At 59.0% G+C, this 26,935-nt stretch carries 31 protein-coding genes and 1 tRNA gene; 15 read left to right on the forward strand and 17 right to left on the reverse strand.

The window, feature by feature from the left end:
* Nucleotides 1-100: 100 nt before the first annotated feature.
* A complete protein-coding gene (locus tag AA309_RS22590) occupies nucleotides 101-652 on the reverse strand; it encodes a transglutaminase-like cysteine peptidase (protein WP_052954933.1) in 552 nt (183 codons plus the stop codon).
* Nucleotides 653-1,351: 699 nt separating this feature from the next.
* Here AA309_RS22590 and AA309_RS33400 point away from each other — a divergent pair.
* From AA309_RS33400 to AA309_RS22610, 4 genes are all read left to right on the forward strand, one after another.
* Nucleotides 1,352-2,158 (forward strand): hypothetical protein, encoded by an 807-nt coding sequence (locus AA309_RS33400; RefSeq protein ID WP_084731530.1) that lies wholly within the window; start codon nucleotides 1,352-1,354, stop codon nucleotides 2,156-2,158.
* 92 nt (nucleotides 2,159-2,250) lie between these two features.
* Nucleotides 2,251-2,601, forward strand: coding sequence for a DUF6894 family protein (locus AA309_RS35950; RefSeq protein ID WP_200902031.1), 351 nt, complete (start codon nucleotides 2,251-2,253; stop codon nucleotides 2,599-2,601).
* A 285-nt stretch (nucleotides 2,602-2,886) separates the two neighbouring features.
* Complete coding sequence (locus tag AA309_RS22605) at nucleotides 2,887-3,327, forward strand: c-type cytochrome (RefSeq protein ID WP_160310524.1); 441 nt, start codon at nucleotides 2,887-2,889, stop codon at nucleotides 3,325-3,327.
* 52 nt (nucleotides 3,328-3,379) lie between these two features.
* Nucleotides 3,380-4,222 (forward strand): DUF1194 domain-containing protein, encoded by an 843-nt coding sequence (locus AA309_RS22610; protein ID WP_047191288.1) that lies wholly within the window; start codon nucleotides 3,380-3,382, stop codon nucleotides 4,220-4,222.
* Between the two features lie 128 nt (nucleotides 4,223-4,350).
* Here AA309_RS22610 and AA309_RS22615 read toward each other — a convergent pair whose 3' ends face one another.
* Nucleotides 4,351-4,614, reverse strand: coding sequence for a hypothetical protein (locus AA309_RS22615; protein ID WP_150117695.1), 264 nt, complete (start codon nucleotides 4,612-4,614; stop codon nucleotides 4,351-4,353).
* Between the two features lie 292 nt (nucleotides 4,615-4,906).
* Here AA309_RS22615 and AA309_RS22620 point away from each other — a divergent pair, with 292 nt between their 5' ends.
* From AA309_RS22620 to AA309_RS34545, 3 genes are all read left to right on the forward strand, one after another.
* On the forward strand, nucleotides 4,907-5,200 hold the full coding sequence (locus tag AA309_RS22620) for a calcium-binding protein (protein ID WP_047191290.1): 294 nt from the start codon (nucleotides 4,907-4,909) through the stop codon (nucleotides 5,198-5,200).
* A 17-nt stretch (nucleotides 5,201-5,217) separates the two neighbouring features.
* Nucleotides 5,218-5,583, forward strand: a complete 366-nt coding sequence (locus AA309_RS22625; protein WP_047191291.1) for a hypothetical protein — start codon at nucleotides 5,218-5,220, stop codon at nucleotides 5,581-5,583.
* Nucleotides 5,584-5,834: 251 nt separating this feature from the next.
* Entirely contained in the window at nucleotides 5,835-6,026 is a 192-nt protein-coding gene (locus AA309_RS34545; protein ID WP_150117696.1) for a hypothetical protein, read from the forward strand.
* 93 nt (nucleotides 6,027-6,119) lie between these two features.
* On the opposite strand, the gene AA309_RS37295 is transcribed toward AA309_RS34545, so the two are convergent.
* The 9 genes from AA309_RS37295 to AA309_RS22680 form a co-directional block, all read right to left on the reverse strand.
* Entirely contained in the window at nucleotides 6,120-6,773 is a 654-nt protein-coding gene (locus AA309_RS37295) for a DUF1236 domain-containing protein (RefSeq protein ID WP_084731532.1), read from the reverse strand.
* Nucleotides 6,774-6,878: 105 nt separating this feature from the next.
* Nucleotides 6,879-7,094 (reverse strand): hypothetical protein, encoded by a 216-nt coding sequence (locus AA309_RS22645; RefSeq protein ID WP_047191295.1) that lies wholly within the window; start codon nucleotides 7,092-7,094, stop codon nucleotides 6,879-6,881.
* Nucleotides 7,095-7,147: 53 nt separating this feature from the next.
* Nucleotides 7,148-7,687 (reverse strand): RNA pyrophosphohydrolase, encoded by a 540-nt coding sequence (locus tag AA309_RS22650; RefSeq protein WP_047191296.1) that lies wholly within the window; start codon nucleotides 7,685-7,687, stop codon nucleotides 7,148-7,150.
* A 228-nt stretch (nucleotides 7,688-7,915) separates the two neighbouring features.
* The gene (locus AA309_RS22655; RefSeq protein WP_047191297.1) at nucleotides 7,916-9,229 is read right to left on the reverse strand and encodes a S41 family peptidase; all 1,314 of its coding nucleotides are present in this window, start codon (nucleotides 9,227-9,229) and stop codon (nucleotides 7,916-7,918) included.
* Nucleotides 9,229-10,584: a murein hydrolase activator EnvC family protein gene (locus AA309_RS22660; RefSeq protein WP_047191298.1), complete on the reverse strand. Its 1,356-nt coding sequence runs from the start codon at nucleotides 10,582-10,584 to the stop codon at nucleotides 9,229-9,231. The genes AA309_RS22655 and AA309_RS22660 overlap by 1 nt, the downstream gene beginning before the upstream one ends.
* 3 nt (nucleotides 10,585-10,587) lie before the next feature.
* Nucleotides 10,588-11,082, reverse strand: a complete 495-nt coding sequence (gene rlmH, locus AA309_RS22665; RefSeq protein ID WP_047191299.1) for a 23S rRNA (pseudouridine(1915)-N(3))-methyltransferase RlmH — start codon at nucleotides 11,080-11,082, stop codon at nucleotides 10,588-10,590.
* Nucleotides 11,083-11,097: 15 nt separating this feature from the next.
* Nucleotides 11,098-11,427, reverse strand: coding sequence for a ribosome silencing factor (gene rsfS / locus AA309_RS22670; protein ID WP_244470453.1), 330 nt, complete (start codon nucleotides 11,425-11,427; stop codon nucleotides 11,098-11,100).
* Between the two features lie 153 nt (nucleotides 11,428-11,580).
* Nucleotides 11,581-12,234 carry a nicotinate-nucleotide adenylyltransferase gene (locus AA309_RS22675; RefSeq protein WP_084731534.1) on the reverse strand — a complete coding sequence of 218 codons (654 nt, stop codon included), beginning with the start codon at nucleotides 12,232-12,234 and terminating at the stop codon, nucleotides 11,581-11,583.
* Complete coding sequence (locus AA309_RS22680) at nucleotides 12,231-13,472, reverse strand: glutamate-5-semialdehyde dehydrogenase (RefSeq protein WP_244470454.1); 1,242 nt, start codon at nucleotides 13,470-13,472, stop codon at nucleotides 12,231-12,233. The genes AA309_RS22675 and AA309_RS22680 overlap by 4 nt, the downstream gene beginning before the upstream one ends.
* Before the next feature lie 94 nt (nucleotides 13,473-13,566).
* Between AA309_RS22680 and AA309_RS22685 the strand changes: the two genes are divergently transcribed.
* Nucleotides 13,567-14,439 (forward strand): DUF72 domain-containing protein, encoded by an 873-nt coding sequence (locus AA309_RS22685; RefSeq protein WP_084731536.1) that lies wholly within the window; start codon nucleotides 13,567-13,569, stop codon nucleotides 14,437-14,439.
* On the opposite strand, the gene proB is transcribed toward AA309_RS22685, so the two are convergent.
* The 5 genes from proB to rplU all read right to left on the reverse strand — a co-directional run bounded on the left by proB (nucleotide 14,409) and on the right by rplU (nucleotide 18,184).
* Entirely contained in the window at nucleotides 14,409-15,524 is a 1,116-nt protein-coding gene (gene proB / locus AA309_RS22690; RefSeq protein ID WP_047191301.1) for a glutamate 5-kinase, read from the reverse strand. The genes AA309_RS22685 and proB overlap by 31 nt on opposite strands.
* A complete protein-coding gene (gene obgE / locus AA309_RS22695; RefSeq protein WP_047191302.1) occupies nucleotides 15,521-16,558 on the reverse strand; it encodes a GTPase ObgE in 1,038 nt (345 codons plus the stop codon). The genes proB and obgE overlap by 4 nt, the downstream gene beginning before the upstream one ends.
* Nucleotides 16,559-16,658: 100 nt before the next feature.
* Nucleotides 16,659-17,309, reverse strand: a complete 651-nt coding sequence (locus AA309_RS22700; protein ID WP_047191303.1) for a GNAT family N-acetyltransferase — start codon at nucleotides 17,307-17,309, stop codon at nucleotides 16,659-16,661.
* A gap of 179 nt (nucleotides 17,310-17,488) precedes the next feature.
* Nucleotides 17,489-17,755 carry a 50S ribosomal protein L27 gene (gene rpmA / locus AA309_RS22705; protein ID WP_047191304.1) on the reverse strand — a complete coding sequence of 89 codons (267 nt, stop codon included), beginning with the start codon at nucleotides 17,753-17,755 and terminating at the stop codon, nucleotides 17,489-17,491.
* A 36-nt stretch (nucleotides 17,756-17,791) separates the two neighbouring features.
* A complete protein-coding gene (rplU, locus tag AA309_RS22710; RefSeq protein ID WP_047191305.1) occupies nucleotides 17,792-18,184 on the reverse strand; it encodes a 50S ribosomal protein L21 in 393 nt (130 codons plus the stop codon).
* A 276-nt stretch (nucleotides 18,185-18,460) separates the two neighbouring features.
* On the opposite strand from rplU, the gene AA309_RS22715 reads away from it, so the two are divergent.
* Nucleotides 18,461-18,550 (forward strand) — tRNA-Ser (locus AA309_RS22715).
* Nucleotides 18,551-18,824: 274 nt separating this feature from the next.
* On the opposite strand, the gene AA309_RS22720 is transcribed toward AA309_RS22715, so the two are convergent.
* Nucleotides 18,825-19,304 (reverse strand): DUF3427 domain-containing protein, encoded by a 480-nt coding sequence (locus tag AA309_RS22720; RefSeq protein WP_047191306.1) that lies wholly within the window; start codon nucleotides 19,302-19,304, stop codon nucleotides 18,825-18,827.
* A gap of 108 nt (nucleotides 19,305-19,412) precedes the next feature.
* Between AA309_RS22720 and AA309_RS22725 the strand changes: the two genes are divergently transcribed.
* The 6 genes from AA309_RS22725 to AA309_RS22750 all read left to right on the forward strand — a co-directional run bounded on the left by AA309_RS22725 (nucleotide 19,413) and on the right by AA309_RS22750 (nucleotide 26,915).
* Nucleotides 19,413-19,778 (forward strand): hypothetical protein, encoded by a 366-nt coding sequence (locus tag AA309_RS22725; RefSeq protein ID WP_047191307.1) that lies wholly within the window; start codon nucleotides 19,413-19,415, stop codon nucleotides 19,776-19,778.
* A gap of 182 nt (nucleotides 19,779-19,960) precedes the next feature.
* Entirely contained in the window at nucleotides 19,961-20,695 is a 735-nt protein-coding gene (locus AA309_RS22730) for a hypothetical protein (protein WP_047191308.1), read from the forward strand.
* Nucleotides 20,696-20,851: 156 nt separating this feature from the next.
* The gene (locus AA309_RS32405) at nucleotides 20,852-21,808 is read left to right on the forward strand and encodes an HNH endonuclease (RefSeq protein ID WP_052954935.1); all 957 of its coding nucleotides are present in this window, start codon (nucleotides 20,852-20,854) and stop codon (nucleotides 21,806-21,808) included.
* 1,162 nt (nucleotides 21,809-22,970) lie between these two features.
* Nucleotides 22,971-23,963 (forward strand): site-specific integrase, encoded by a 993-nt coding sequence (locus AA309_RS22740; protein WP_047191309.1) that lies wholly within the window; start codon nucleotides 22,971-22,973, stop codon nucleotides 23,961-23,963.
* Nucleotides 23,964-24,125: 162 nt separating this feature from the next.
* Nucleotides 24,126-24,866, forward strand: a complete 741-nt coding sequence (locus AA309_RS22745) for a hypothetical protein (RefSeq protein ID WP_150117698.1) — start codon at nucleotides 24,126-24,128, stop codon at nucleotides 24,864-24,866.
* Nucleotides 24,867-26,276: 1,410 nt separating this feature from the next.
* On the forward strand, nucleotides 26,277-26,915 hold the full coding sequence (locus AA309_RS22750) for a uracil-DNA glycosylase family protein (protein ID WP_047191311.1): 639 nt from the start codon (nucleotides 26,277-26,279) through the stop codon (nucleotides 26,913-26,915).
* Nucleotides 26,916-26,935: the final 20 nt, after the last annotated feature.

Here is a 26,935-nt window from a genome sequence, read left to right on the forward strand (position 1 = left end):
ATATTGCCCAGCATCTGGAAAACCAGACGATGATCTACCGGGATCTGCTACGGGCTTCCTATGTGCCTCGGCCATCTTCTTGCTATGAGAGGAGCCTCCTCTACCGCACCGGGAAATCGGCAACTGGCCCGTCCGTTGTCTCGCCCGTGCTGCCCGAAATCCATTTGCTCGGGGACTGTTGGGACTGCTGCGACAGGATTCTATAGCCCGTCGCCACAAGGGGGCGAATCTCGCTCGTCTTGTTGTCGAGAGCATAATCTCCCTTGTTCGTTCGGGCGACGAGAACCGCATGCGGCTCCCCCGCTGCAGTTTGGACAGCAGTCACGAGAAGCGTCGCGTTGGGCCAGCCACGTTCTGTTAGCAGCTTGCGCTTGAGCAGAGCGAAATCCTCGCAGTCCCCTTTGCCACTGGCGGGAAGAGTCCACACGTCCTCTTGCCCGTACTGCTCCCAATCGGAAACTTCCGTTATGGTGCGATTCACATGTTGATTGACCTGCCGCAGCACAGCCAAGCGCTGCGCCGTCAAAACGACATGTGTTGTTGGTCCCAGCGCCCTCTCGGATTTTGTCGCCGCCTGAGGCGAACCTGAATGCCCGGGATTGGCGAGCAGCAACGCGGCTATCGCCAATCCGCACCGTCCCGGGATTGCCATTTGCCGCCTCCTTGATCGTCCTTGGAACTGTTCAATCATTGATTAAGGATCGCGCGATGTCGGGAGATTCCTCATTCGCTTTATCTCATCTGCCCTCGCGCCTCAGCTCCGGCTGGGGCATTGCTCTTTGCGCTGTCATGGCAGCCGCGTGAGGAGTTGCGACCAATATTCAGGCAAAGCCTCTTGGATCGAGTTCTCGTATACCCGCGCGAGTTCTTCGCCCAGATGAGCCATGAGATCCCCATAGCCGGTGGGCGGGGGAGTGTAGAGCCGTCTGCTCCAAATGCTCTCCTTCACCAGCATGGCTGTACCACTTACCTGGGATTTCCAATTCGCAGGTACGGGCAGGCAAGCCGCACCTACGCCGAGTTAACCCCTAAGAGAAGAAAGGGTTTCACCTTGACCGAGCGAAGGCAGTTTGGGTCGATACTATTTTTATCTTGGTCACTACTGAGCTGCGGCCGGTCGAGTTTTGTGGACACGATCCGAACAACAAATAAATAGTCGCTTATACTCAGTTGAGCAGGAACGCCACTGTTGAGGTTTGCTGGGCTAACGAAGAGACCAACATTCCGCTTCCATTCCCAACCTGTAATACTTTGTGGCTACTTCCTTGTGAAGATTTGTCGGAACTTCCAGCGTATTTTCCTACTTTTCCTGGGCGGGGGCCCTGAACCGCTTGTCCATGGGAGAGTGGAAATGAGTTCGTCTAAGTTGCTGTGCCGCCATCGCCGAGAAGTAATTTATGGTGCGGCAGTAATCCTCGTAGCCTGCTTAGCTTCGGAGCCCTCCATTGGACAGGTCAGTGTCGGGGGCGGAGCAAGCATTGGAGGCTCCGACGGGGTCAATGCCGGCGCTGGGGCCAACATCGGTGGTTCTGATGGCGTTAGCGCCGGAGCAGGTGCCAGCATTGGCGGATCGGGCGGCACCAGTGCGGGCGCTGGAGCGAATGTCGGTGGATCGGGTGGGCTCTCCGCAGGTGGGGGAGCAAGCCTGGGTAGCTCCACCGGCGCCACCGCTGGAGCAGGTGCCAGCCTGGGCGGCTCAGACGGCGTAGCGGCCGGCGGCGGTGCCAGTCTCGGCGGATCTAATGGAGCCAGCGCTGGTGTGGGAGCCGATATCGGCGGATCTGGCGGCGTCGACGTCGGCCTTGGTGCCAGCATCGGTGGAGCGAGTGGTGCGACTGCCGGGGTAGGAGCCAGCATTGGCGGCAGTTCCGGCGGAGCTTCGCCGGGAAATGTTGGTGGGGGCGGCTTCTCCCCTCCTGCGCAGCCCGGAGGCATTCGTAATCCCGCCACGACAGGCAGCATTAACCCCGGCCTGGCGTCACCAGGGACGGTTGATCGAGCAACAACGGCTCGCCTCACGGCCGAACTGAATCGTATGAGTGAACCCCAACGGCAGCAACTGCGCCGCAGTTGTGCGAGTGTGCTTGCGTCTCCCGATAATTACGAGGCGGACATGACGGCTCTGTGCAACCTGATGAGCCGAATGTCCTCACGGTAGAGACGCGGAGCGGGTGGAGAGGGGCCTCCACCCGCTTTCTCTATAGAACAGCAGAGGCGCAAGCAGCATTGTGCGGGCTTGCTTCAAGGGAAATGCCACAGATGCGCTGCTATTTTCATCTCGTGAGCTATCACGATGCCATCTTTGACGAGACCGGCATTGAAGTCACGGACCTCGAGACAGCGGAAGCTGAAGCGTTGAAGGCAATCAACGAACTCCGAGAGGACGACAGCGCAGCCAACGAAGACTGGCAGGACTGGCAACTCAATGTCACCGACAGATCAGGACAAGTCCTCCTGTCCATTCCACTTGATGCCGCGCCGGGGCAGGAGTCGCCGAAGAGGTTTCAGCACACCACGCTGAGACGAACTACTCAAATCCACGGCCTGCTGATCGGCATTGGTGCCGCGATGGATCACCTGAACCTGCTTCTGCGGCATTGATGGAACCATCAACGAGCGGACGTGCGGAAAAATGATTAAGACTTTCCTGGTTTTCTATTTAAGTTCAGCCCCTTAGAGCTACACAGGTGCACTCGTGGTGATACACGCTTTGCACCAGGAGGGTGGCAGTTTACGAAAATATTGCCGCCTAGCGTGTGCTTGGTAGAGGCCCAGGGTAAGACATAGGACACGGCACCTGAGCCGAATAACCTGCTCTACCCCTAAGTTTCATATGGCCCTGCGGATAGCGGAGAGACATCCTTCCTGGCAGAAAGGATGGCTATCATGCGACCAACAATCATTGCCGCAATCGGTGTGTCGATGGTGAGCGGGTTTGGGGTTTTGGCCCAGCAGGGCGATCCTATCCGACAGCGCCAAGATTTGATGAAAAGCAATCAGGAGCAGGTGCGCTTGTTGACCGGAATGTCCCGAGGACAGGTTCCGTTCAACGCGACGCAGGCCCAAGCCGCTCTCCAACGCATCGAGCAGAACGCTCAGCAAATTCCTATGCTGTTCCCGGCAAACTCGCAGCAGGGCAAGACCAGTGCCCTCCCGGTCATCTGGGAGCGAAAAGCCGACTTTGACGCACGTGCGACCAAGCTCGGACAGGATGCCAAGGCGGCTCAGAACGGGATCACGGATCAGGCCAGCTTGCAAGGTGCAGTCCAGAGGGTCGGCCAGAATTGTGGCGGCTGCCATGAGACCTACCGCAAGAAGGAAACCTGATAAGACGAGTGGGGGCTGAAGAGACAGTGGGTTTTTGCTGGGAGAGGTCGCCATGCGACATCCCAAGACTTTGTGGCTGCTCCCCGTTCTCCTCACGGGACTTCTGACCCTTACCCCTGCTTGGCACCGCGCTCCCACCGAGGTTGATCTCGCTCTTGTCCTGGCCGTCGATGTCTCCACCTCCATGGACCCGGACGAGCAAGCCCTCCAGAGACAGGGCTATGTCGAAGCGTTCCGCTCTCCCTTGGTCCATCAGGCGATTCGCACCGGCATGCTCGGACGCATCGCGGTGACCTACGTGGAATGGGCAGGAGCTCATCCGCACTTCCAGAGAGTTATCGTGCCCTGGGTCGTCTTGGACGATCCCAAGGACAGCATCTCCTTCGCCGACCGGCTGGCCCACGCCCCTATTCACCGTGCGGCAGGCACCTCGATCTCACAGGTCATTGATTTCAGCATGGCCCTGTTTTCATCCGGTCACTTTCGGGCCGCACGGCAGGTAATCGACATTTCAGGGGATGGTTCAAACAACCAGGGACGCCTCGTGACGGAGGCTCGCGACAATGCCATTGCGCGAGGTGTCACCATCAATGGCCTCCCCATCCTGCTCAAGGCCCCTGATCGGCGGGAGAACGCTACGATCGACGCATACTACCGCGACTGCGTGATTGGAGGTTCAGGTGCTTTCATGATCCCGATCCGCGAGCGCGAGCGGCTACTGACAGAGACCAAGAACAAGATTGTTCGTGAGATCGCAGGTATGGAGATGCCCGGCGCGCCGATCAAGCCTGTACGGGGACAACCGGGAACCGACTGCGACACCAGTGAGGATCTCTGGGACGAGCTGATCCCCGAGCCTCATCCACCCGCAGGTGGCATCGGACAGGAACTGTAGGCGAGCGTTACGCGGATGCGCTCATGAGCAGCTGGGCGACATTCGTGACGCCTTTTGCAGCATCATTCTCAATACCGCGAAAAGGTGATGTGAGCGCGTCCTAACCTGTTTCTGTGAGGCGCAAGCGGCTACGGCTCGTCCTCGACGACAGGCTCACTGGAGGTGTCCTCTATCGGTCCCGCCTCTTCGCTCCTGTGCACTTTCGGATGGCTCTTCGCAGGTGACGACGGATCGGCTCCTGCTCGTCCATGCGCCGCGGCGAGGTCGGTTTCCGCCTGTCGCTTTGCCTCAGCGGCATCCAGTTCCTGCTTCGTGCGCACGTAATCGACCGCTGGCGCACTTTCCGATGCCGCGCCTTCTTGCGGTTTTGTGTCCTGAGATTTTTTCGCCATGGGAGAACCTCCGAGCCAGACGAGAGGCCGCGAACCGCCTCCCGCCCAATCATTCACGTCATTCTCGAAGTTCGTTGCGAACCCGGCCCCCACTTCGGAAGCCTTATGAATCAAACATGCGGGACCGGCATGCGTTCCGCATACCGTGCAAGCCTTCGACGAAGCAGCCCGAGGCATTGCGATTCCGAGGCGTCGTTCTCATCCACTCACTGGCATGAGGTACCGACCGTGGCATTCTCCGCCTCCTCTGTTTCATACCGTTGGCGCAGAGTTTCCTCCCATTAAGACGGCGTTGCCGGATGGGCGCTTCGTCGCTTTGTGGCCGGATGTCGGCCCGCCTGGCGTCACGATCCGCCTGAATGTGTACGGGCAGATCTTCGGCTCGCGCACGGCAGCCGTGACATTCACCGGCACTGATGGTGATGATGATTATATCGGCTCGCGTTTTGCCGATACCCTTCGTGGCGGGCTGGGAGATGACAGCCTGCGTGGCGAGGATGGCTCCGACCTGCCTTATGGCGGCGCTGACAATGACAGCCTCGAAGGTGGCGCGGTTATGATGAGCTGCATGATGGCGTGCCGGTGATGACGAGATGAACGGCGATGAGGGCGCCGATACCTGTTTTCCTCGCTCCGGGTGATGGCCGCGATACCATCTCAGGCTTCGATGCCGACGATCGTCTCGATCTGACAATCTATGGCTTCACCTCAATCGCCGAGGTCATCTCCGCCTATGATCCCGATAGCGGCGTGCTCTGGCTCGACATCAATAGCAGCGTCCAGATTCAGGATGAGGAACTGAGCCCTGACCGCATCATCATCGGGCCGCCTAGTTTCGCAGGCACTCCGCCAGCTGAGAGTACAGGAGGCAACGAGGATTGCCCCGTTAACCTCACCTTCGGCCAGAATCCGGATCTCATTATCCGAGGTGAGATTCCGATCATCGTCTCTGGCCCGAAGCATGTTTGATATCGAGCCCCGCTGGAACTAACGGCGGGCCCCTATCCGAAAAACCCAATTCGTTCTAAGACCGAGAGGGCCTCGGCCGAACGGCCTAGAACCGTTGAGCTACCCCTTTTGCACCTTTGCCAAATCGGGAACCTTTGGCGCAAATGATCCCGTCGAACGGCATAGCCCCCTGCCCTGCTAGCATTCAAGACCAAGAAGCGGGCCGCAGGGAAGCCGCAAGAATCAATCACCTTGTTACAAGGGGCATTACCATGGACCAAGAAGTCGAATTTGTCGCTCGTGCCCTCTATGAAGCCGAGGACGATGCGTTGATTTGGGAAGCCGAGCCCGAGATCCTGAAAGAGGAGTTCCGCCGCTATGCCCGCGCAGCCATTGCGATGCTGCCCCGGCAGGAGCGAGACGCCCCCGAGGCCCAAAAGCACGCGTTCCCATACGCAGCCTGATTTCACGCAACACGCAACCGTCTTGCCGCCATAGAAGAACGCCCGTGACGCTCATCCGCCACGGGCGCTGCTGTATCGGCCCTTTCGAAAGACTCAGCCGCGACGCTCGATGACCGTCACGATCCGCCGGGTCTTAGGCTCAACGATCACCACCTGATCGCGAACGATCACATAGCGGCATTCAGGCAATCCTTGCAGGATGCGAATGACCTCGTTCGGACATGCCTCCAGGCGAGTGATGACCGTGTCAGGCACCACCGTGCCCACACTGACCGAGAAGTTCACATCGTTCAGCGGCTGAGTTCTGACGCTGCTGAAGGCGCGCGTAATCTCGGTGCGCTGCTCGGTCGTTACGTTGATATTGGTCGAGCTGGAGGTGCTGCCGGTCGTGCTGGCTGAGCCGCCTGTCGTGCTGGACGTTCCACTCGTCGTGCCCGATGCGGCACCACCCGAGGTGCCTGATGTACCACCGCTAGGGGTGCTGCCGGAAGTCCCACCGGACGTACCGGATGAGGCTCCGCCCGACGTGGTGCCGGAGCTCGTCCCCGACGCACCGCTCGAGGTTCCCGACGTCGTACCTGAAGTGCCGCCGGACGCACCGCCCGAAGCGCCGCCGGAAACGCTACCAGACGTGCCACCCGAGGTTCCTCCCGTGCTGCCGCCAGAGCCACCGCTCGTCTGTGCGATGGCAGCCATACTCAAGGACAAAGCGGCTGCGGCAACGGTCGTCAACAAAGCTACACGCATAGAGAACCCTCCGATTGACGAGGAGCAGATCCTTGCCCCTCTGGTGATCGTATCAACGGGAAGCGTTCGTGAGGGTTCCGTTCCTATTACGGCCCCGCATCGGCACTAGATCGGCGAAATTCCGTATTTGAAGTTCGCATAAAGAATGACGCCGCCCGCGCAAGCGAGCAGCAGCAAGCTGAGAGACAATGCGACGAGGGATCCAGGATCAAGAAAGATCCGGAAATCGTTGACCAAAGGATTGCGCGGATCGTGGTTGAGAGGCGCCTTCGACAAGGCTGAGCTCGGCAGTTCTGGAAAGGCCGGAAATAACTGCTTCATCCAGACTTTATTCCTGCAAAGGGGAAGGGAATCTTTGCAAACTCGGCCCGTGCTCAGGCTTTCGTTTCCTGCACGGATAAATGACTGAACGCTGCAACCACGCTCTCATAAACTCCACGCTTGAAGGGAATGATCAGCTCCGGCAGACGGTGCATGTCTTCCCAGCGCCACTCGTCGAATTCCGGCTTGTGATGACCGCCACCGGGCTGCGTGATGTTGATCTCGCTGTCGTCGCCTTCGAACCGAAAAGCGAACCATTTCTGGACTTGTCCCCGATAGCGGCCGCGCCAAGCGCGACCTGCCACCATAGAGGGTAGATCGTAGGAGTACCATTCAGGCGCTTCCGCCAAGAGGCTCACGGAGCGCACGCTGGTTTCTTCGTACAGCTCGCGCAGGGCTGCCTGATAAGGATCCTCGCCTGGATCGATTCCGCCTTGTGGCATCTGCCACGCATAGCCGTCGGCAACATGATCGCCGGAATTGGAATGACGCCGCCCGATGAAAACCCGGCCCTGCTTGTTCAGCAGCATGACGCCGACGCAGGAGCGATAGGGCAATTCCTTCCTGCTCTGCGGGCTTTTGGCGTTTCTCATCCGACACTCACTCCCTTGCCTCGCCCCCACGTTTGCCGATCATTTCAAGTATCGTCGGCTTTTGTCGATGGTTCCAAAGGTTAGGGCCAAAGAGTGCCGCGTCATAAAAGCCAGCACAAGCCGTTACGTGCGGTTGTCAAAGCCTCAATGAAAAAGCCTGGCGGCTGATGGGCTGCCAGGCTTCCTTTTTCGTCATGCCGCTGAGAAGAGCAGCAGAGCCGTTAAACTTTAGTTCGGAGACGTCGTGGTGTTGGCGGCACCCTTGCGGACACCGTGGAGCAGGTCATAGGCAGCCAGCAGCTGCTTGTCCTTGGTCGGATCCGGCGGAACGTAAGCGGAGGAACCACCGCGTTCTTCCTTCTCTCCACCATTCTGCAGGTGGCCGCGAAGACCGGCTTCGCCCTTGGTCTCGTCCTTGCCCTTCAGCTCCTCAGGCACGTCCTGCAGTACCTCGATATCCGGATCGATGCCCTTGGCCTGGATCGAGCGGCCGGACGGCGTGTAGTAGCGCGCCGTGGTCAGGCGAACAGCGCCATTGCCGCCGAGCGGGATGATGGTCTGCACCGAGCCCTTGCCGAAGGAGCGGGTGCCGAGCACCGTCGCACGCTTGTGGTCCTGGAGAGCACCGGCCACGATCTCGGACGCGGAAGCCGAACCGCCGTTCACGAGCACGACGAGAGACTTGCCCTTCGTCAGATCGCCTGCCTTGGCGCTGAAGCGCTGCGTATCCTCGGCATTGCGGCTGCGGGTCGAAACGATCTCGCCGCGATCGAGGAAAGCATCGGACACCATGATGGCCTGATCGAGCAGGCCGCCCGGGTTATTGCGCAGGTCGATGACGAAGCCCGCCACCTTGTCCGCACCGATGTCCTGGGTGAGCTTGTCGATGCCGGTGCGCAGGGCCTCATAGGTCTGCTCGTTGAACTGCGTGACGCGCAGAACACCGATATCGCCCTCGACGCGGGCACGCACCGGGCGAACCTTGATGGTCTCGCGGGTGAGCTTCACTTCGATCGGATCCTTGGCTTCCTTGCGCTGGATCTTCAGCGTGACCGAGGAATTGACCGGGCCGCGCATCTTGTCGACAGCCTGATTCAGGTTGAGACCCTGAACGGGCTCGTTGTCGATATGCGTGATGACGTCATTCGCCAGAACGCCAGCGCGGGAAGCAGGCGTATCGTCGATGGGCGTCACCACCTTCACGAGGCCTTCTTCCATAGTGACCTCGATACCGAGACCACCGAACTCACCGCGGGTCTGAACCTGCATATCTCGGAAGCTCTTGGAGTCCATGTAGCTCGAATGTGGATCGAGCGAGGTCAGCATGCCATTGATGGCCGACTCGATGAGTTTCGATTCTTCAGGCTTTTCAACATAATCCGTGCGGACCTTTTCGAAGACGTCTCCGAAAAGGCTCAGCTGTCGGTACGTATCGGCCGAGGCGGCAACCGCCCCTGAGGACATCAGGCTCGTCTGCGACACCATGGTCGCGCTGCCTGCGCCGATAGCCGCACCGAGAATCAATAGGGAGATTTTGCGCATTATCCGCGAACCTTTTCGCTTTGCGATTTCGCCCACCAGGGACCTGGGTCGATCGAACCGCCGTCTTTCCTGAACTCAACATAGAGGACGGGATTGTTCTTTTCTATGGCACCGCCGGTCAAACTCATGAGAGGAGTATCTCCCATGATTGCGACTGGCTCACCAGCGAGCACGAATTGCCCGACATCGACGTTGATTTGGTCCATACCGGCCAAGAGAATATAATATCCCCCGCCCGCGTTGATGATCAAGAGTCGACCATAGGATCGGAAGGGCCCCGCGAAGGCCACCCAGCCGTCCGCTGGTGATACAACAGCCGCCTTCGGACGGGTCGTGATCGAAATGCCGCGCGTCGTTCCGCCATAGCCGTCTGCAGCGCCGAAATCCAGCGCAATGTCGCCGCTGACCGGCTTCGGCAGCAGGCCCTTGGCCTCGGAGAACGGAATTTTGGGCACGAGCCGCGCCGGATCGCGGAAGGCTGCCTGGGCGAAGCGTTCCTTGGCCTCACGTTCCTGCGCTTCCGTAGCCTTGCGCGCCTCCTCGGCGGCCCTCTGGGCGCCTGCGATCTCCGCCTCCATCCGGTCGATCAACTCTTTGAGAGTGCCGGCCTTGCGGGCGAGTTCCGCCGCCTTATCCCGCTCGGCTCCCATGCTGCGTTCCACCTCGACCATCCGGCTCTGGCGGGCTGCCATGAGAGCCGTCAGGCGCTGCTGCTCGCTATTGAGAGCGCCGAGTTCGGCGTTGAGGGTGGACCGGTCGGTGGCGATGGCCTCCTTGAGACGCACCAGTTCGGCAAGATCGGAGGCCAGAATCTCGGCTTCGACCCGAAGTTCGGGGAGCACCGCCCCCAGCATGATGGAGGCCCGCACCGCCTCGAGCATGTCCTCCGGACGGACCAGAACGGCGGGCGGTGGGCGGCGGCCCATGCGCTGAAGGGAGGCGAAAACCTCGACGATCACGCCCCGGCGGCTCTCCAGCGAGCGGCGGATCGCCGTTTCCGATGCGGTAAGGGTCTGAAGCCGCTGCTCCAGGCCACGAATCCGGTCCTCGGTGTCCCGGACCCGACCAGCGGTCTCGATCAACGTGGCATTGAGCTTCGCCCGGTCCGTCCTGATCTCGTCGATTTCCGCCTGAAGGCGCTTTTGAGCCTCGGCGTTCGCATTCATCGCATCTTCCAGAACCTTGAGGTCGTTCTGGCGCTTCTGCCTCTGCTCCAACGTCTCCGGCGCGACCTGGGGCGTCCCGGCCGCAGACGCAGGCGCCTGCTGGGCCTGCACGGGACCCAGGGCGGACACAGCGAGCATTACGGCAAGACCCAAGGCCCTGCGGGGGAGAACGGTTTGAGAGCAGATCATTCGTCAGGAATCATCGTGACCGGCGCGATGATAAGGGTGTCCGGCAATGATTGTCAGTGCCCTATAAAGCTGCTCGGCCACGAGCGCCCGGACGATCTGGTGCGGCATAGTGAGCGCACCGAAGGAAACCACCATTTCCGCCCGCTGGCGGATCTTGGGATCGAGCCCGTCAGGCCCGCCGATGACGCAGGCCACACCAGCCCGCCCCTCGTCACGCCATTGCCTGATTCGCTCGGCGAAGGCTTCGCTGGAGGGGCTCTTGCCGCGCTCGTCGAAGACGATCAGCACGGAGGACTCGGCCTTTTCCAGAAGCGCGGCCGCCTCTTCCGCACGGCGGTCGTCATCCCGGCGCGCCCGGCTCTCCGGGAGCTCGACAATGTCGAGCCCGGCCAAGCCCAAGGCCCGGCCCATGCCTTCGACTCTCTGCCTGTATCGCTCGACCAGCTCCCGTTCGGGGCCGCTCTTGAGACGGCCCACGGCCAGCAAGCTCAGTCGCAACGGTTCAGGCCTTCTTCAGCTCGCGCGGTCCTGAGGACGATCGGCGCCCCACATCTTCTCGAGGTTGTAGAAACCACGCACCTCGGGACGGAAAATGTGAACGAGAATGTCGCCAGCATCGATCAGCACCCAATCGCAGGCAGGCAGGCCTTCCACGCGCGGAGTGCCGAACCCCTTGTCCTTGAGGTCCTTGACCAGACGGTCGGCAATCGCGCCCACGTGACGGTGGGAACGGCCCGATGTAACGATCATGGTGTCTGCAAGCGAGGTCTTACCGGCCAAGTCGATCTCGACCGTGTTTTCGGCCTTCATGTCCTCGATAGAAGCCAGGGCGACGGCCCGGATATCCTCATCCTGCGGAGCAGTCGCTCCGGAGAGAGGGGGAAGCGTGTTCGTGTCCGCTTCGACAGAATTCAGTCGGTTCAGGTTCAAGCCCTTTCTAAGCAGCGCTCATAGGATGGCGCCGACCCTTAAGATAAGATCGAACGCTCCCATTTTTCAACGTCCCCCGGAAGGAGAAGTTCGCCCCATTCGCCGCAGCATGGTGGAGGAGAGGTGCGAGCGCGGCCCGTGCAGGAAGACCCAGGCGGGCGGCCTGAGACCTGCCAGAGCCGGTGCCCTGCCCTCGCTGATTCGGCCTGACGATAGGGCAACGGCAGTACGGGAGCGCATCGCCTTCAGGGTCCAGCCGGGGCGGTCGATGATGGCCATCGGCATCATCCGGGCGATGCGCCGCCAGCCGCGCCAGCGATGGAAGCCTGCGAGATTATCCGCCCCCATCACCCACACGAAATGCACACCCGGGAAACGCCGCTTGAGATAAGCGAGCGTATCGATGGTGTAGCGCGCGCAGATCTCCCCTTCGAAGGCCGTCACATCGATGCGCGGATCCTCGGCCATTTCCTTTGCCTGCTTCACGCGCATGGCGGTGGAGGCAAGCTCTCCCGTATCTTTCAACGGATTGCCGGGCGTCACGACCCACCAGAGGCGATCGAGCCTCAAACGCTTGAGCGCCATCAGGCTCACATGCCGGTGCCCCGCATGGGCGGGATTGAAGGAGCCGCCATAAAGCCCGATGCGCATGCCGGGCGCAGCCGGCGGCAGGCGAACAAGACCCGAAGGCCTGATGCGGAAAGAGGGGGGAGAACTCACGGGCGCGTCTGACCCGAACCGTGGATGCGATATTTGAACGAGGTCAGCTGCTCCACGCCCACGGGTCCCCGCGCATGCATGCGGCCCGTGGCGATGCCGATCTCGGCGCCGAAGCCGAACTCGCCGCCATCAGCGAATTGCGTTGAGGCATTGTGGAGCACGATGGCGGAATCGACTTCCGCCAGGAAGCGCTCCGCAGCGGCCGGATCATCCGTGACGATGGAATCGGTGTGATGCGAGCCGTAAGTCTCGACATGTGCGATGGCTTCATCCAAGCCGTTAACGACACGCACGGAGATGATCGCATCGAGATATTCAGTGCGCCAATCCTGTTCCGTCGCAGCCGTCACGCGCGGATCAGCGGCCTGAACAGTCTCATCGCCACGGATGGCGCAACCTGCATCAAGGAGTATCGCTGCGAGCGGCTTGAGATGGGTTGGAGCGCAGGCGCGATCCACGAGAAGCGTCTCCGCCGAACCGCACACGCCGGTGCGGCGCATCTTGGCATTCAGCACGATCCTCTTGGCCATCGCGAGATCGGCCTTCTCGTGCACGAACACATGGCAGATGCCCTCAAGATGCGCGAAGACAGGCACGCGCGCTTCTTCCTGCACACGCGCCACGAGGCTTTTGCCGCCTCGGGGCACAATGACATCGATATTGCCATTGAGGCCCGAGAGCATCGCGCCCACTGCCGCGCGATCTCGCGTCGGCACGAGGCGAATGGCGTCGGCAGGCAAGCCTGCCTTCTCCAATCCCTCGCTCATCGCCTCGGCGATCGCGAGCGCGGAACGGAAGCTCTCCGAACCCGTGCGCAGGATCGCGGCATTGCCTGCTTTCAAGCAAAGTGCACCCGCATCCGCCGTGACATTCGGCCGGCTTTCGAAGATCACGCCGATGACGCCAAGCGGCGTTGCCACGCGCTCGATCTGCAATCCATTGGGGCGCTCGAACTTCGCCAGCACGCGTCCGACCGGGTCGGGCAAAACGGCAACGCTCTCCACCGCTGCTGCAATGGCTTCGAGACGTTCGCCATTGAGAGTGAGACGATCAATAAAGGCCGCTGTCTGCCCCTTGGCTTTGGCCTCGGCGAGGTCCTCGGCATTTGCGGCAAGAATGGCTGATGCGCGCGCCCGAATGCGTGCGGCCATGGCGCGCAAGGCAGTGTTCTTCTGCTCGTCCGAGGCCAGGGCGACGCGCCGGGCGGCTTGACGGGCGCGGCGGCCCAGATCGGCCATAAGAGCCGGGACATCCGGATGCTCAACCGACGCTGCACCTGACGCGTTGAGATGTTCAGCGAGCGAATTTGCGCTCAAGGCTCGAGTGTCATCCATGTCCAAGTCCCAACCCTCTGATCTCCAGAGGGAAACCTACCATTCGCAATCCATAGCACGCCGGGCCGCCCCGGGGCCAAGCTATTCCATACGACCTGACGCAACGCACCCCGAGATCCGGGTGGGAACCTCAGGCTGGCATTATCGATCCTGGCACGGACCTTTCTACCCGAAGGACTTAAAGATCAAGGATTTCCTATCCTACTATGTCGGGCAATTCGATACGGCGGAGATCAACAATTCCTTCTACCGGCTGCCGACCGAACAGGCCGTCCGAGCGTGGCAGAAGAGCGTGCCCGAAGGATTTCTCTTCGCTTGGAAAGCCTCACGCTTCATCACGCATATGAAAAAACTCAAAGACATTGAGGAGAGCATCAATCTCGTGTTCGGCCGAATGGGGGGCCTGGGCGACACCTTCGGGCCTGTCCTGTTCCAGCTTCCGCCGATGCTCAAGGCCAATGGCGAGACGCGGGAGCGGGTGGCACGATGCCTGTCGCTTGTGCCACCCGATCGGCGCATCGCTTTCGAGTTCCGGCATCCGAGCTGGTACGAGGAAACCACTTTTCGCATCTTGCACGACCACAACGCAGCGCTCTGCCTGTCCGATCACGCCGATGCGCCCGCGCCGTGGGTAACTACTGCTGATTTCGTTTATGTTAGAGGTCACGGCACCAACGGACGCTATGCCGGAAGCTACAGCGAAGAGACGCTGCAGAACTGGGCCCACCAGATCGCAGAGTGGCGGCAGAAGGGGCGTGATGTTTACGTCTATTTCGACAACGACATCAAAAGCGCCGCGCCTGGCGACGCTCGAACTTTGTTGAGACTATTGAAAGACGGTCAGTCGCTCAGCGCCATGTCGTCCCGGTGAACCATTTCGGTGCGTCCGACATAGCCCAGGATCGTTTCGATCTCACGGCTCGGACGGCCGATGATGCGCGCGGCTTCATCCGCGTCGTAAGCCACAAGGCCACGCCCGAGAACGCGATTCTCGTCGCGGATCATCACCGCGTCACCACGGTGGAACGTCCCCTCGATCCGGCGCACACCGACCGGCAGCAGGCTTGCCCCACCCTGCAGCGCAAGCGCAGCGCCTTCATCGACAACGAGCGTACCGCGCGGTTCGAGCGCACCGGCAATCCAGGTCTTGCGCGCGGTCACGGGATTCGATGGCGTGAGAAACCAGGTGCAGCGTCCTCCCTCAGTCACGCGTTTCAGTGGATTCTTTGCGCGGCCATCGGCGATGATCATGTGCGTACCGCCGGAGGTCGCGATCTTGCCCGCTTCGATCTTCGTGCGCATGCCGCCGCGCGAGAGTTCGGAAGCAGCACCTCCCGCCATCGCCTCGATGGCAGGGGTGATGCGCTCGACCACGGGAATGTGCTGCGCGTTGGGATCGGACGCAGGCGGCGCGGTGTAGAGTCCGTCGATATCGGAGAACAGCACCAGGAGATCCGCACCGATCATGGTGGCGACGCGTGCAGCCAGACGATCATTGTCGCCGTAGCGGATTTCGGACGTCGCCACCGTGTCGTTCTCGTTGATCACGGGCACGGCGCGCATGTCGAGCAGCTTCAGCGTGGTTGCACGCGCATTGAGATAGCGCCGCCGCTCTTCCGTATCGGAGAGTGTCACCAGAATCTGGCCCGCCGTGATGCCATGATGGGCGAGCACCTCCGACCAAGTGCGCGCGAGCGCGATCTGACCGACGGCAGCAGCCGCCTGGCTCTCCTCCAGTTTCAGGAGGCCGGAGGGGAGACCCAGAACCGTACGCCCCATGGCGATGGCGCCAGAGGAGACGACGAGAACATCAGCACCCTTCGCGTGAAGATCGGCAATATCCTCCGCGAGGGCCGCAAGCCATGCGTGATTCAAGCGGCCGCGCGCGCGGTCCACGAGAAGCGCGGAGCCGACTTTCAGAACAACGCGGCGAAACTGGCTGAGTTGCGGGCTCACGGATGCCACTCTTCCTGGGTCTCGACGGTTTCTTGCTCTTCGGCCTTCGCCTTGTCTATCACGTTAAGCAAAGATTGCAGGACCTCCTGCACGCCCTGACTCGATGCGGAGGAGACCACGAGGGGCGTGCGCTTGCAGGCCTTCTTCAGCTTCTTGAGCTGCTCCTTCAGCGTCTCCTCATCGAGCGCATCGGCCTTCGAGAGAGCGACGATCTCAGGCTTGTCGGCAAGCCCATGGCCATAGGCCTCGATCTCGTGGCGTACGGTCTTGTAGGCCTCGCCCGCATCCTCGCTCGTGCCCTCGACCAGATGCAGCAGCACGCGGCAACGCTCCACATGGCTCAAGAAGCGATCGCCGAGGCCAATGCCTTCCGACGCGCCTTCGATGAGACCCGGAATGTCGGCCAGCACGAATTCGCGGCCATGGATACGCACGACGCCAAGGCCCGGATGCAACGTGGTGAACGGGTAATCCGCGATCTTGGGCTTTGCCGAGGTGACGGTGGCGAGGAATGTCGACTTGCCTGCATTCGGCAACCCCACCAAGCCTGCATCTGCGATCAGCTTCAGGCGCAGGATGATCGTGCGCTCGATGCCCTCCTGCCCCGGATTGGCCCGGCGCGGCGCGCGGTTGGTGGAGGTGGTGAAATAGGCATTGCCGAAGCCGCCGTTGCCGCCTTTGGCGAGCAGCACGCGCTGGCCCACATGGGTCATGTCGGCGATGACGGTCTCCCCATCCTCGTCCAGGATCTCCGTGCCGGCCGGCACTTTGAGCACCACGTCCGCGCCCTTGGCGCCGGCGCGGTTCTTGCCCATGCCGTGACCGCCGGTCTTTGCCTTGAAATGCTGCTGATAGCGATAGTCGATGAGGGTGTTCAGCCCCTCCACGCATTCGGCCCACACGTCGCCGCCGCGGCCGCCGTCGCCGCCGTCCGGCCCGCCGAACTCGATGAACTTTTCACGGCGGAACGACACGGCGCCTGCGCCGCCATTGCCGGAACGAATATAGATCTTGGCTTGGTCGAGAAATTTCATAACCCGTATCCTTTAGGGGACAACATGGGCGCGAGCAACGCAGACAAAAGAGAAGCGCCCCCGAATGGTTTCGGGAGCGCCTCAGGATTTTAAGCCCTGGTTAGCTCGCGAGCGAGATGGAGCGGTCCATCTCGACCTCGACGGAGGCGGGCTCAGGGATGAAGCCCGTATGCCCCCAGGCCTTCAGGCTCTCCCAGGTTCGCCGGTCGAGACGGAAATGGTCGACCGGATAGAGGCCGCACCGGGCGGGCAGTTGCGAGAGCCCCGCGCCCTGGTAGGCAAAGCCGCACTTCTCCAGCACACGCCGGGACGCCGGGTTGATCACCCGGGCGCAGGCCGTGATCTCGTCCCCCTCGCCATAGGCGAAGAAGGCATCGATCAAAGCGCGCGCCGCTTCCGTGGCATAGCCCTGGCCCCATGAGGGCATCCCGAGCCAATAGCCGAGATTGGGCTTGCCCGTCTCGGGGTCAGGGCCGATGCCCACCATGCCGATGAGACTGTTGGGCTTGCCCTTGGGGGTGATCGCTAGCTGCAGCCCCTCGCCGTTAGCGTTGGACCGCCGGGCCTGGAAGATGAACCTCTCGGCTTGGTCCGGGTGGTACGGATGCGGAATTCGGGCCGTCATGTCCGCGACAGCTTTCTCACCGGCAAGGCGTACGACGGCTTGTGCATCCGCAAGGCGAGGCCAACGCAGCCACAGGCGGCGAGTCTCGAGACGGAAAACATCGTCACGGGTGAGGTCGGGAAACATGGTTCTTGCTCCGATCCGAATTGGGCCTCCCTGGCCCGGAAAACACGAAGGGGAGGTGGACATCCCACCTCCCCTGTTGGTTTTCGGATCTGAGCTTGGCTTTTTGGGCCTATTTGGAGCTTTAGATCCGCCGGGTCGGTGTGATGCCGGCGGGAGCTCCTTCGTTTTGCTCTCGCCGTTTACTCTGCGGCCTCTTGGGCCGGAATGACCGATACGAATGCTCGGCCCTGACGCGTAAGGAATCGGACGCGACCGTCAGCCGTAGCAAAGAGCGTGTGATCTTTGCCCATGCCAACGTTGGCGCCCGCATGCCATTTCGTGCCGCGCTGACGAATGATGATGTTGCCGGCGACAACCTGTTGATCGCCGAACTTCTTGACGCCGAGACGACGGCCTTCGGAGTCGCGACCGTTGCGAGACGAACCGCCTGCTTTTTTGTGAGCCATGGGTGTACTCCCGTGTTCTGTGTCAGTTGCCTACGCTTATTCAGCGGTGGCCGGCGCAGCGTCTTCTGCCGCAGCCTTGGTGGTCTTCTTGGCGGCCGCCTTCTTGGGCTTCGCGCCACCGGCGAGGATCTCAGTGATCCGCACCACGGTGTAGTCCTGGCGATGCCCGCGCTTGCGGCGCGAATTCTGCCGACGGCGCTTCTTGAAGGAGATGACCTTCTCGCCGCGGGTGTGCTCCACCACCTCGCCGGCCACGGTCACGCCCTCGACGAGGGGGGCGCCCACCTGGGTCGTGCCGTCGTTGGTGACCATGAGAACCTGGTCGAACGTAACGGCGGTGCCCGGCTCGCCCGCGAGCGTGGCGACGGTGATGACGTCGTTGGCGGCAACGCGATACTGCTTGCCGCCGGTCTTGATCACTGCGAACATCTTGATCCTCGTGTTCTAACCCAAATCTCGACGAGGCTTTTGGCCCGCAGGATTGGCTTTTTGGCAGTTTCCGGCTTCGTTTCACGGCCGCTTGGCACAGCCGCATGGATACGAGCAGGCACTCGTACCCGCTCATAGAGGACGCCTATCTACGGGCTGCCCTGAGCTTTGTCAATCAAAAAGGCCGCAAAAACATGCCTCAAGGTGCTTGAAGAGCCGCCGAGCCCATGATATCCACCCGGCCTCAACCAGCGGGTCCCAAGGCCTTCGCACCCCGGAGAGGTGGCAGAGTGGTTGAATGCACCGCACTCGAAATGCGGCATACGGGCAACCGTATCGGGAGTTCGAATCTCCCCCTCTCCGCCATTTAAGTTAATATATTCAACATCTTAGCTGCTGCCACTTCTGCCTAAGGGTTGAAGTATGAGCGGCTATTTGCTGTTTGGTGTGCGACGGCCACAATCGCGGCACGCCTGAGACGGCCCTTCCCTCGAGGCCACTTTTGGCCAGAACGAGCCCCCAGTTGCTGGATCTGTGAACCCAAATTAGAGCAAAGCGAGAAGACCCCCGTCCCGATGTAAAGCCAAGCAGCAGGGTGACCGGCGTGGCCCCGCTGCCTTGAATTTTTCAGTCGGCCTGGTCATCGCTCCCAGCTATACAACTCAGCGAGGGAACCTTGCGGTGACGCAACATAATCCAGGCATGTAAAATCGACTTTGACCGGATGCTCCTCAAACGAATTCAGCCACCTGACCCGTCCACAATATGTATGCGGTCGCGTGACATTAGGAGCGGCATACTGAGTAACCCGGCAGAAAAGCATGCTCTCTACAGAACCGGTCTTGAGGATCTCTAGGACCGGCGCATCTTTACCGTGGCGACGCTGAGACTCCCAACGAAATCTCTTTCCACCCATAAAAAAGTAGTCATAGTAATCGTAGTCCTCTTGAATAGTCGTCTTATCTAATGTGACCAGTAATATCACACCCTGGGGAGATCCAATTGGTCCTGGTATTACTTCTATTCCGGTGGGATACTTGCTGTCGATCGGGTATTCAACAATCTCAGATATGTCGGAACGCGTATATTCCTCTCCGACCGTAAACCGCTCGTGCAACATCCTATGCCCTCTTCTCCGAACTGACCAGGCCTCGGCGAGAGGAGACCATTGTGATCACCTAATGGGGAGATTATCATCATCAGGTGATCTTAAACAAGGGGCCTTGCCATGACTGACGACGAGTTCCGCCAGGTTGTAGCCGAGATGCTGCGAGGTGTTGCAAGAGTGCTGATGGAAGGAGCCAGCAGGATTTCGCTAGATACGACCAATCGCCCTGAAGAAGCCGTCGATTTGGTTGCACAGCCCCACTCCCGTGCTTCCCCAGACGAGGTGCTTAAGGCCCTGAAGAAAACGACCCACAGCAGCTGGACAATGTTGAGCAAGGGATTGCGAGACTTAGCGGGACTGCCTGTCGAGCATTCAACCGAGAACGTTGCAAATTCATCCCGTTCGTTTGCTCGCCGTGCGGTGGCCGCAACAGGCTTGAGCGCTGAGGAATTGCTTGATCTGCTTGCTAAAAAGCGGTGGGCGTGAGGATTAACGCAGTGCGAGCGAGACAAGTAAAGTTAGAGTCACCTAATAACATCTTCATGCCCCGGCGGGCGTCCCCGAGAATTTGGGCCAGACAACCGGGACAGCGCTGACGTAGCTGTCGTCAGAGCAGCTTGGCTCTTTCTTGAGGGAGCGTTAGAGCGGCGCATCAAAAAGGGCCCGAAATGCAACTTGATAGCAATCACTTGACCGCACTCGAACAGATTCGCCTCGGAATCGAAACTTCAAAGCAACTGATGGTCTTCCAAACAGAGTATCATGGCGGCCCTGTTCAGACAGAGTATATCCTCACTACGGACGCCGCCCGATCGCTTGCCGAGATATTTAGCACTGATGTTGCGGTAGAGTGCCCATACAAGGATCTCGTAAATCTCCTGAATGCTCAGCAGGTCAAGAAGTCCGTTTTTCGGGGAACAAGAGCCGACATCACGGTCAAGGATTCGCTCAACCCGCCCATTGCCGTGATCGAGTTCAAGATCAGGGTTCGGCGCTTTGCAGATATTCAGGGAGACATATCAAAGATTTCTCGCCTTCTGACGGCTTTCAAACCGCAGATTTGTGACCGGACCCTCGGAATAGTTGCCTTTCAAGTCCATGTGCCAGCTCGCGAAAACTGGATCACAGAGGATCGTGTGCTCGCAAAGGCCAAGGCAGTCGAAAGCAATCTTAAAGCAGCCCTGGGGACATACGCGGCACAGCACCCAGGCTTCATGTTTGATTGGCATGAGTTCCAAGGCGCGGACGAGGGAGCTGTAGGCAGGCAATTAGACGGCCACCCTGATGACCCGGATGCGGCATGGGGAAAGAAAGGGCACGCAACGCGATATCATGCCGTCCTCATACAGCGGATACGCTCAGTGCCCGCTACCCAGCCATCCCCCTTCAAAAAGCCGATTTAAGGCCAGCAACTTGTATGGGGAAGGCATGAGCTGCCTCGGCATTCCCCTGACGTTTCAATGGCGCCATTCACAACGAATGTGTAGCTCAAACGATTTGCTGTTGCGCCCGATCAACAGGACAATAATCTACCCTTAAAGACTTTGATGGGGGCGGGAATGCCAAAAGCGGTGCTACAAAGGATTTGTTGGAACACAAGCGGATGGCAGCGCCCAGACGGCTCCGCAAAACTCGACAAGGGCTACGCGGGAGCTCATGGATATGCCCATGAGGAATGGAACTTCCAGTTATCCGACGCCTACAAGGGCCATGTATACGGCTACGTGTATACAGCCCCGCGAGTAAAAGCAGGGCAGACCTTTGATATTCTGTTCTACGCAATAAACCCCGCGAATAAAGAAAAGCGTATCGTAGGTGCCTACAATGGCGCGACACTTGTAGACGCCAGCGACTATAAGGGTCTTCTCAACCACTTCGAAAATTCAGGCATACTCGCCAGACGCACATCGGAATTAGCTGCAGCGAAGCTCGCCAGCGCCAGGATCAGCCCGGCCGCGGACGTTCGCCGAAGCATAACAAAGAAGTGGTTAAAGATTAAATGCCCAGTCGATAAAGTAATCATGTTCCCAAACTCAATATTGCTTAGCGATATTATTGGAGCGAGAACAGTAGGGCATCATTTTACAACCTACACGTCGATTGATATTTCTCCTGAATTTTGGGAGAGTATTCTAGGTATAGCTAGCGACGAAGAAAACGATGTTCCTGATAACATCTCGGTAACTGAAAAGCGCCGATATCGGGTCCACAAGCGGATCGAGAGAAACCCTGCGGCTAGCACAGCGGCGAAGGCGTTTCACGGCTTTAAGTGCCAAGCATGCGACTTTGACTATTCCGACTTTTACGGGGATCTCGGCACCGGGTTCATCGAAGCCCACCACTTGCGGCCTATTTCAACACTCCAGATAGGCGAGAGCGTGGACTACAACGCCGCCACTGATTTTGCGGTGCTCTGCTCTAATTGCCACAGGATGATCCACAGAATGGATAATCCCAGCGATGTGGCAGGCTTGCGGGCGCTGATCCAAAAGCGATCACAGCGGCATGCGGCCTGAACATTGCCACATCGAAAGCAGCTCAACCCGCGACGGCAATGAATCACTAGCTGTGAACCGCATTCGAAGTGCGGCATACGCAAATACTCGCGCACCTATGGCGCCCAGCCTAAACCTTTGAGTTGATAGGGCTTTTGGGGCCGTAATCCCTGGGCGGACTGTGCTAGATCAAGTTTGTGATTGGGGAGGCGCATTCGCGGCGCTTCCGGAACAACTCTTTAAGCGGGCCAATAGCACCCGTGCCCTTCCTCCTAAGAGCCTGCTCACCTGCCACCCTTCCCTGTCCTTGCGAACATTATCCCCTCAAGCTAGACAGCAAATCGTGCCCTCTTAGGTTGGCCTGAAGTGGGCTCGAGAAGAATGTTATGAAGTTTATAGGGCAACAGGGGCAACAATAGTGAGAGTGCTATCTTTCGTCGTAGGCACTGCATTGATCAGTCTTTCAACTGCATGCGCTCCGACCATCACCTTACCCGTTGCGGTCACGACCTCGAAAGGCGAGGTGTTCCGCGGTCGCACAGAAGGACCACCGTTCTCCGGAGTCGTTAAGGTCTCAAATACAAAAGGCACCACGTGCGAGGGCAACTACACAACAGATAACAGCCGCACGATCCACGCGCCCGACGTCCATTGCAGCGATGGACGCACTGCCTCGTTTACGGCGCTCCTCCAGCCGGACCTCGTGTCTGCGCGTGGGACTGCCAAATTCTCAGATGGATCATCAGCTGAGGTCGGAGTCGGCCAGCTGGCTGGCGCGAACGGACCACTTGCCGTTGAACAGGCAAACCGCCCACCGTCGAACTACAAGCAACTTGTCGTTGCATACGTGCGGGAGAGTTACTTTGATCCCTACAGCATTCGCGATGCTGCGATCACAGAGCCTGTGATGAGCAGCTACGCCGGCCTCCCAGCATGGTTGGTCTGCGTCAGAGCGAACGCAAAGAATCGGATGGGTGCCTATACAGGCAGGAAGTCAACGGCAATCTACATCCGCAATGGACAGGTTGTTGGGTCAGATGAGACATGTCTCGTCTCCGGATCACAGCGCCCGTTCCCAGAGCTCGAGAGCCTCTAAGAACTCCCCCTGCAGTCCCGCCGGGAAAATCCTTGGCGGGCCTGCACCGGCGTCCTACGCATTCTGAACTGATCCGTTGAGGGTGCGATGGCAACAATTCGAAAGTTACGTGGGCGCTGGCAGGCTGCGGTTCGCCGCAAAGGCATGAAGCCAAGAGCCAAGTCGTTTGACACCAAAGCAGAAGCCGAACGTTGGGCGCGAGAACTTGAGGCGGAGGTCGACCGCTTCGGGCGCGCGCCTGACACTCGTCCTGCCGAGAACATCACCTTGGGCGCCCTCCTCACCCGCTATCGCGATGAGGTCTCCCCAACCAAGAGAGGGGCACAGCAGGAAATCGAGCGCATTGATGTCCTGGTCCGCCATGATGTCTGTCATCGCACCCTTGCTGGCCTTAGCAGCGCGGACATCGCTAGTTACCGGGACGAGCGCATAAAGGCAGTGGCACCCTCGACAGTCGTCCGAGAGCTCGCCATCATCTCCCACGCTGTTGAAGTCGCTCAGCGCGAGTGGGGCTATCACCTTCCCTTCAATCCGGTGAAGCGGATTCGACGACCCACGATAGCAAACGCTCGCAACCGGAGGCTAGAAAGCAATGAAGAGCAGCGGCTCCTCGATGCGTGCGATACGGGCCGGACACCTTGCCTCAAGTCACTTCTGATCGTCGCAATTGAGACTGGGATGCGCAGAGGAGAGCTATTGTCCCTGGCGTGGACCGACATCGATCTTCAGGCGCGAGTTGCCCACCTGGAGATCACAAAGAACGGCAGCAGCCGCGATGTGCCACTTTCTATGAGGGCTACTGAGGCGTTCCAAGCTCTCTACCATAAGATGGCCGGACCGAACGATCGTCCATTCCCGCTAACCGAGGGCGCTCTCGAGCAAGCCTGGATTCGGCTGAAAGCCCGAGCTGGTGTGCAGGGCCTCCGTTTCCACGACCTACGCCATGAAGCAATCTCACGCCTTTTCGAGAAGAACTTGAACGTGGTCGAGGTCAGCACAATCAGCGGCCACAAAGAGATGCGCATGCTGAGCCGATATACTCACCTCCGGGCCGTCGATCTCCTAGCTCGCATTGGCTGATATTGTGCCATCGGTCAGGAATTTGGCAAAACATATTATATAACTACGATTTCGTGGCTATGCGCGACTATATTTGCATACCCGGCTTGCGGCACATTTTGAGCCCCAAGCCGCATAGCCGCCTATCGGCCGTTATGTAGACATCATCCACAATGGAGTTTGATGATGTCCTACTATGACGATGATGAAGACTACGTAGATTATGAAGCCTATGTAGATTATGGCGATTACGCGAGCCGCGATTCCTACCGCAATAAGCTCCCCTACTCTTACCTTACAGAGAAGGATTTGGAGGAGCTATTAACCCTCGACTTGGACCTAGCAGAAGAGTTTTCTTGGATCTGGAGCCGCGCCATCAACAATATGTGCCGGGAGTTTGAGAGGAAGCTCAAGACAGTGGAAGCGGTTCGCCTCGCGCTAACCCATCCTTACAAGTCGTATCTGGAATGGTGGGAGACGGAGCAGAAAATCAAGAGTAAGAACCGCAAAGCTCGCAGAGACGCCGCTCGCAACGAAGCCAAGAAGGAAGCCAAGCGCGCTGAGCGAGAGACTGAGGAGTATAAAGCTCTCGACGCGATCAAACGTGAAAGCGTGCTGCGCCTGAGGCTGCTTCGTGCTGGCACAAAGAAACCTCGCGGCGACAAGTGCGTGGAGCAGCTCCCTGGTAACGAGGAGATTTACGTCAAAGCGTGGAAGGCTCGTCAGCTGGCTCATCGCAAATATGGTCCGAAGGCGAGCCCTGCTAAGATCGCGCAAGTCTACAACGAGAGCTATCCCAGGGAGTCAGTTACTCGCCACCAGATCCGCGCATGGAGCAAGGTGATCCTCCATCTGGAGAAGCCGGGTGGTATCTGGGATCCGGACAAGCTGACAAGACGCTTGGATAGGGGCAAGACTGCGTGATCCAAGTCGCTCAGCCTAACGCACCCTGACCTTCGGCGCTCGGCCTGACCCTGCGTGACCCAAGACGAGCAAGTCCTTGGGTCACATAGCTTTTCCGAAACTCCGGGACATTCGCCATTCCTTTATATAGACTATATAAACAGTAGAAGAGTATATAGATATATTAACGACGTTTCCCCTTTCACGGCGAGCTTCGCTCGCCAACGACGATCCTGGTCGCTTCGCTCCCGGATCGTCACTCGTTTGAACATTCTCTCCGGAGAGGTTAACAAGGAAAAAGAGGTAGATGATACTTTAGCCCTCCTCGCGGGCTTTGCCCTCTCGGCTCCCTAATCTGAAAGTAGCACTACTCCGGATTACCAGGCGTCTGATCCCGCTTTGCGCCTTCTCAACCTTTGGGCTCGAACCTCCGGTTTCGGAGCTCGGGTTTCTGCGATGACGTGCGGGGCATGCCTTCCACATGTGAAGTTGCTTCAGGAAAGCACGAGGAGAGTCGTGGTGCTTCGCGGGCGGGTAGGTAGCCCAAGCGCCAGAAAACGCACTCAGCGGCTCTTAGAATGGATTCTACGGGCTGTGTGCGTGTGAGACTTACCTCCAGCGCGTCAGTCGTGGTGCGAGAGAGCCAAACAAGGCGAAGTCCTAGAAGGAGTGATGCTGCTCGGAGGCCTTCGGCTATGAGTCCAGCACCTCCTCGGCGCTCGTCCTAGGAGGTCATCCTAAGCAATATTGTCGAGCGACCCGCCGGTTAAAGCAGGTTAACGCCGGTCGCGGTTAAAGGAGCTTCCTGAAAAAACATTGCCTTGTCGAGGAATATCCTTAGTCAGTCGCGCCGGTGATTTTCTTTGCGCATACTCTGTGCCACGCCCTGGAGTCCTGTGAAAATGACCAGGATCAAGCGTTCCGACACTGCCGAGACGCAAAAGAAGTTCACTTCCGTCGAATCCGGACAATCGGGCGGGGCTCCAACCGGTTAAAGCGAGTTGAAGGCGAGTTAAGTTAAAACAGCCTCTCCGACGTTTTTTGACCAATCCGGCACTTAGTTCGATGCTCGTTACCGAGGACCACCCTTGACCAAATCCGCTGGACGCTTCTTTCCTGTTCTCTAGACAGGGGATTTCCTTACCTCATTCCAACGATGGTTCAAATCAATCACAGCCTTGATCGCGGTCTCATCCTCAATGGCCATCCCATACTTGTTGAGCCACTTGTAGAACCCGGGGCGAGTCCTTCCATTCTCTGTCATGAAGCTCCAGCCTCAGAGGGACCCATATAGCCCCAGCGCGGCCCAATATCTTCGTTCTTCCAATATTGAACCACGTGACCGCGCCTGGCTTAGTCTCTAGTTGCCTTGGCCTAGAACATGAGCTGTGGCAACCTCGGAACCTGCAAAGACGACTTTCGGAGCTTAGGATGACGGTTCCGTTTCACGACTTCTATACGGAGATACTTGAGGGATACCACGGTGCGAAGGTCAGAAATGAGCCAGGCTGCCGGCCCAGGGGCACCTTCACCCGCGCAAAGCCAGGATCCCTCAAATGGGTGTTCGTTTTGCAGAATCCAGGCGATCCTGTCTTGAAAGAGAAAAGCCTTGAAGCTGGGGCAACGCCCCGTCAATTAGTTGAGAGGCTCTGGAAACTTTCCGGGGAAATCCTAGAGAGGGATAATCCGTTCTCCAACACACTTTCAACGGCTCGGATCGAGGCATGCCGCTTGTGTCGCTTATCACCGTTAGAGCTTACGCAGCAGGTCATATTCACGAATATGGTTCGTTGCACAACCTTCAAAAAAGCAGGGAAGGAAGCCGAAAAGCCCAATGCTGAAGCAATCGAGCTGGGTGCTAACTGGCTTAAGAGAGAGATCGCCTTTTGGCAGCCTCAGATAATCATTGCTTATGGAAGCGTCGCTCGCGACGGCATGGCCAAATACGATATACCTTTTGATGATGACCTGCCGCACCCAACGGCGCAAGGTATATGGCTAAACCAAAATCTGCGACGTCAACGGATTGAGGAGGTCCGCGAAGGATTGAGGATCCTGAAGAAGCTCTAGGCAGAACCCGCGGACATGAA

Source organism: Microvirga vignae, assembly GCF_001017175.1.
Taxonomy (GTDB): Bacteria; Pseudomonadota; Alphaproteobacteria; order Rhizobiales; family Beijerinckiaceae; genus Microvirga; species Microvirga vignae.

Excerpts from the sequence above, each read along its gene's own strand:
- AA309_RS22590 (WP_052954933.1), bottom strand. The coding sequence starts at position 652 with ATGGCAATCCCGGGACGGTGCGGATTGGCGATAGCCGCGTTGCTGCTC.
- AA309_RS33400 (WP_084731530.1), top strand. The coding sequence starts at position 1,352 with ATGAGTTCGTCTAAGTTGCTGTGCCGCCATCGCCGAGAAGTAATTTAT.
- AA309_RS35950 (WP_200902031.1), top strand. The coding sequence starts at position 2,251 with ATGCCACAGATGCGCTGCTATTTTCATCTCGTGAGCTATCACGATGCC.
- AA309_RS22605 (WP_160310524.1), top strand. The coding sequence starts at position 2,887 with ATGCGACCAACAATCATTGCCGCAATCGGTGTGTCGATGGTGAGCGGG.
- AA309_RS22610 (WP_047191288.1), top strand. The coding sequence starts at position 3,380 with ATGCGACATCCCAAGACTTTGTGGCTGCTCCCCGTTCTCCTCACGGGA.
- AA309_RS22615 (WP_150117695.1), bottom strand. The coding sequence starts at position 4,614 with ATGGCGAAAAAATCTCAGGACACAAAACCGCAAGAAGGCGCGGCATCG.
- AA309_RS22625 (WP_047191291.1), top strand. The coding sequence starts at position 5,218 with ATGAGGGCGCCGATACCTGTTTTCCTCGCTCCGGGTGATGGCCGCGAT.
- AA309_RS34545 (WP_150117696.1), top strand. The coding sequence starts at position 5,835 with ATGGACCAAGAAGTCGAATTTGTCGCTCGTGCCCTCTATGAAGCCGAG.
- AA309_RS37295 (WP_084731532.1), bottom strand. The coding sequence starts at position 6,773 with ATGCGTGTAGCTTTGTTGACGACCGTTGCCGCAGCCGCTTTGTCCTTG.
- AA309_RS22645 (WP_047191295.1), bottom strand. The coding sequence starts at position 7,094 with ATGAAGCAGTTATTTCCGGCCTTTCCAGAACTGCCGAGCTCAGCCTTG.
- AA309_RS22650 (WP_047191296.1), bottom strand. The coding sequence starts at position 7,687 with ATGAGAAACGCCAAAAGCCCGCAGAGCAGGAAGGAATTGCCCTATCGC.
- AA309_RS22655 (WP_047191297.1), bottom strand. The coding sequence starts at position 9,229 with ATGCGCAAAATCTCCCTATTGATTCTCGGTGCGGCTATCGGCGCAGGC.
- AA309_RS22660 (WP_047191298.1), bottom strand. The coding sequence starts at position 10,584 with ATGATCTGCTCTCAAACCGTTCTCCCCCGCAGGGCCTTGGGTCTTGCC.
- AA309_RS22680 (WP_244470454.1), bottom strand. The coding sequence starts at position 13,472 with ATGGCCGATCTGGGCCGCCGCGCCCGTCAAGCCGCCCGGCGCGTCGCC.
- AA309_RS22685 (WP_084731536.1), top strand. The coding sequence starts at position 13,567 with ATGTCCAAGTCCCAACCCTCTGATCTCCAGAGGGAAACCTACCATTCG.
- obgE (WP_047191302.1), bottom strand. The coding sequence starts at position 16,558 with ATGAAATTTCTCGACCAAGCCAAGATCTATATTCGTTCCGGCAATGGC.
- AA309_RS22700 (WP_047191303.1), bottom strand. The coding sequence starts at position 17,309 with ATGTTTCCCGACCTCACCCGTGACGATGTTTTCCGTCTCGAGACTCGC.
- rpmA (WP_047191304.1), bottom strand. The coding sequence starts at position 17,755 with ATGGCTCACAAAAAAGCAGGCGGTTCGTCTCGCAACGGTCGCGACTCC.
- rplU (WP_047191305.1), bottom strand. The coding sequence starts at position 18,184 with ATGTTCGCAGTGATCAAGACCGGCGGCAAGCAGTATCGCGTTGCCGCC.
- AA309_RS22720 (WP_047191306.1), bottom strand. The coding sequence starts at position 19,304 with ATGTTGCACGAGCGGTTTACGGTCGGAGAGGAATATACGCGTTCCGAC.
- AA309_RS22725 (WP_047191307.1), top strand. The coding sequence starts at position 19,413 with ATGACTGACGACGAGTTCCGCCAGGTTGTAGCCGAGATGCTGCGAGGT.
- AA309_RS22730 (WP_047191308.1), top strand. The coding sequence starts at position 19,961 with ATGCAACTTGATAGCAATCACTTGACCGCACTCGAACAGATTCGCCTC.
- AA309_RS32405 (WP_052954935.1), top strand. The coding sequence starts at position 20,852 with ATGCCAAAAGCGGTGCTACAAAGGATTTGTTGGAACACAAGCGGATGG.
- AA309_RS22740 (WP_047191309.1), top strand. The coding sequence starts at position 22,971 with ATGGCAACAATTCGAAAGTTACGTGGGCGCTGGCAGGCTGCGGTTCGC.
- AA309_RS22745 (WP_150117698.1), top strand. The coding sequence starts at position 24,126 with ATGATGTCCTACTATGACGATGATGAAGACTACGTAGATTATGAAGCC.
- AA309_RS22750 (WP_047191311.1), top strand. The coding sequence starts at position 26,277 with ATGACGGTTCCGTTTCACGACTTCTATACGGAGATACTTGAGGGATAC.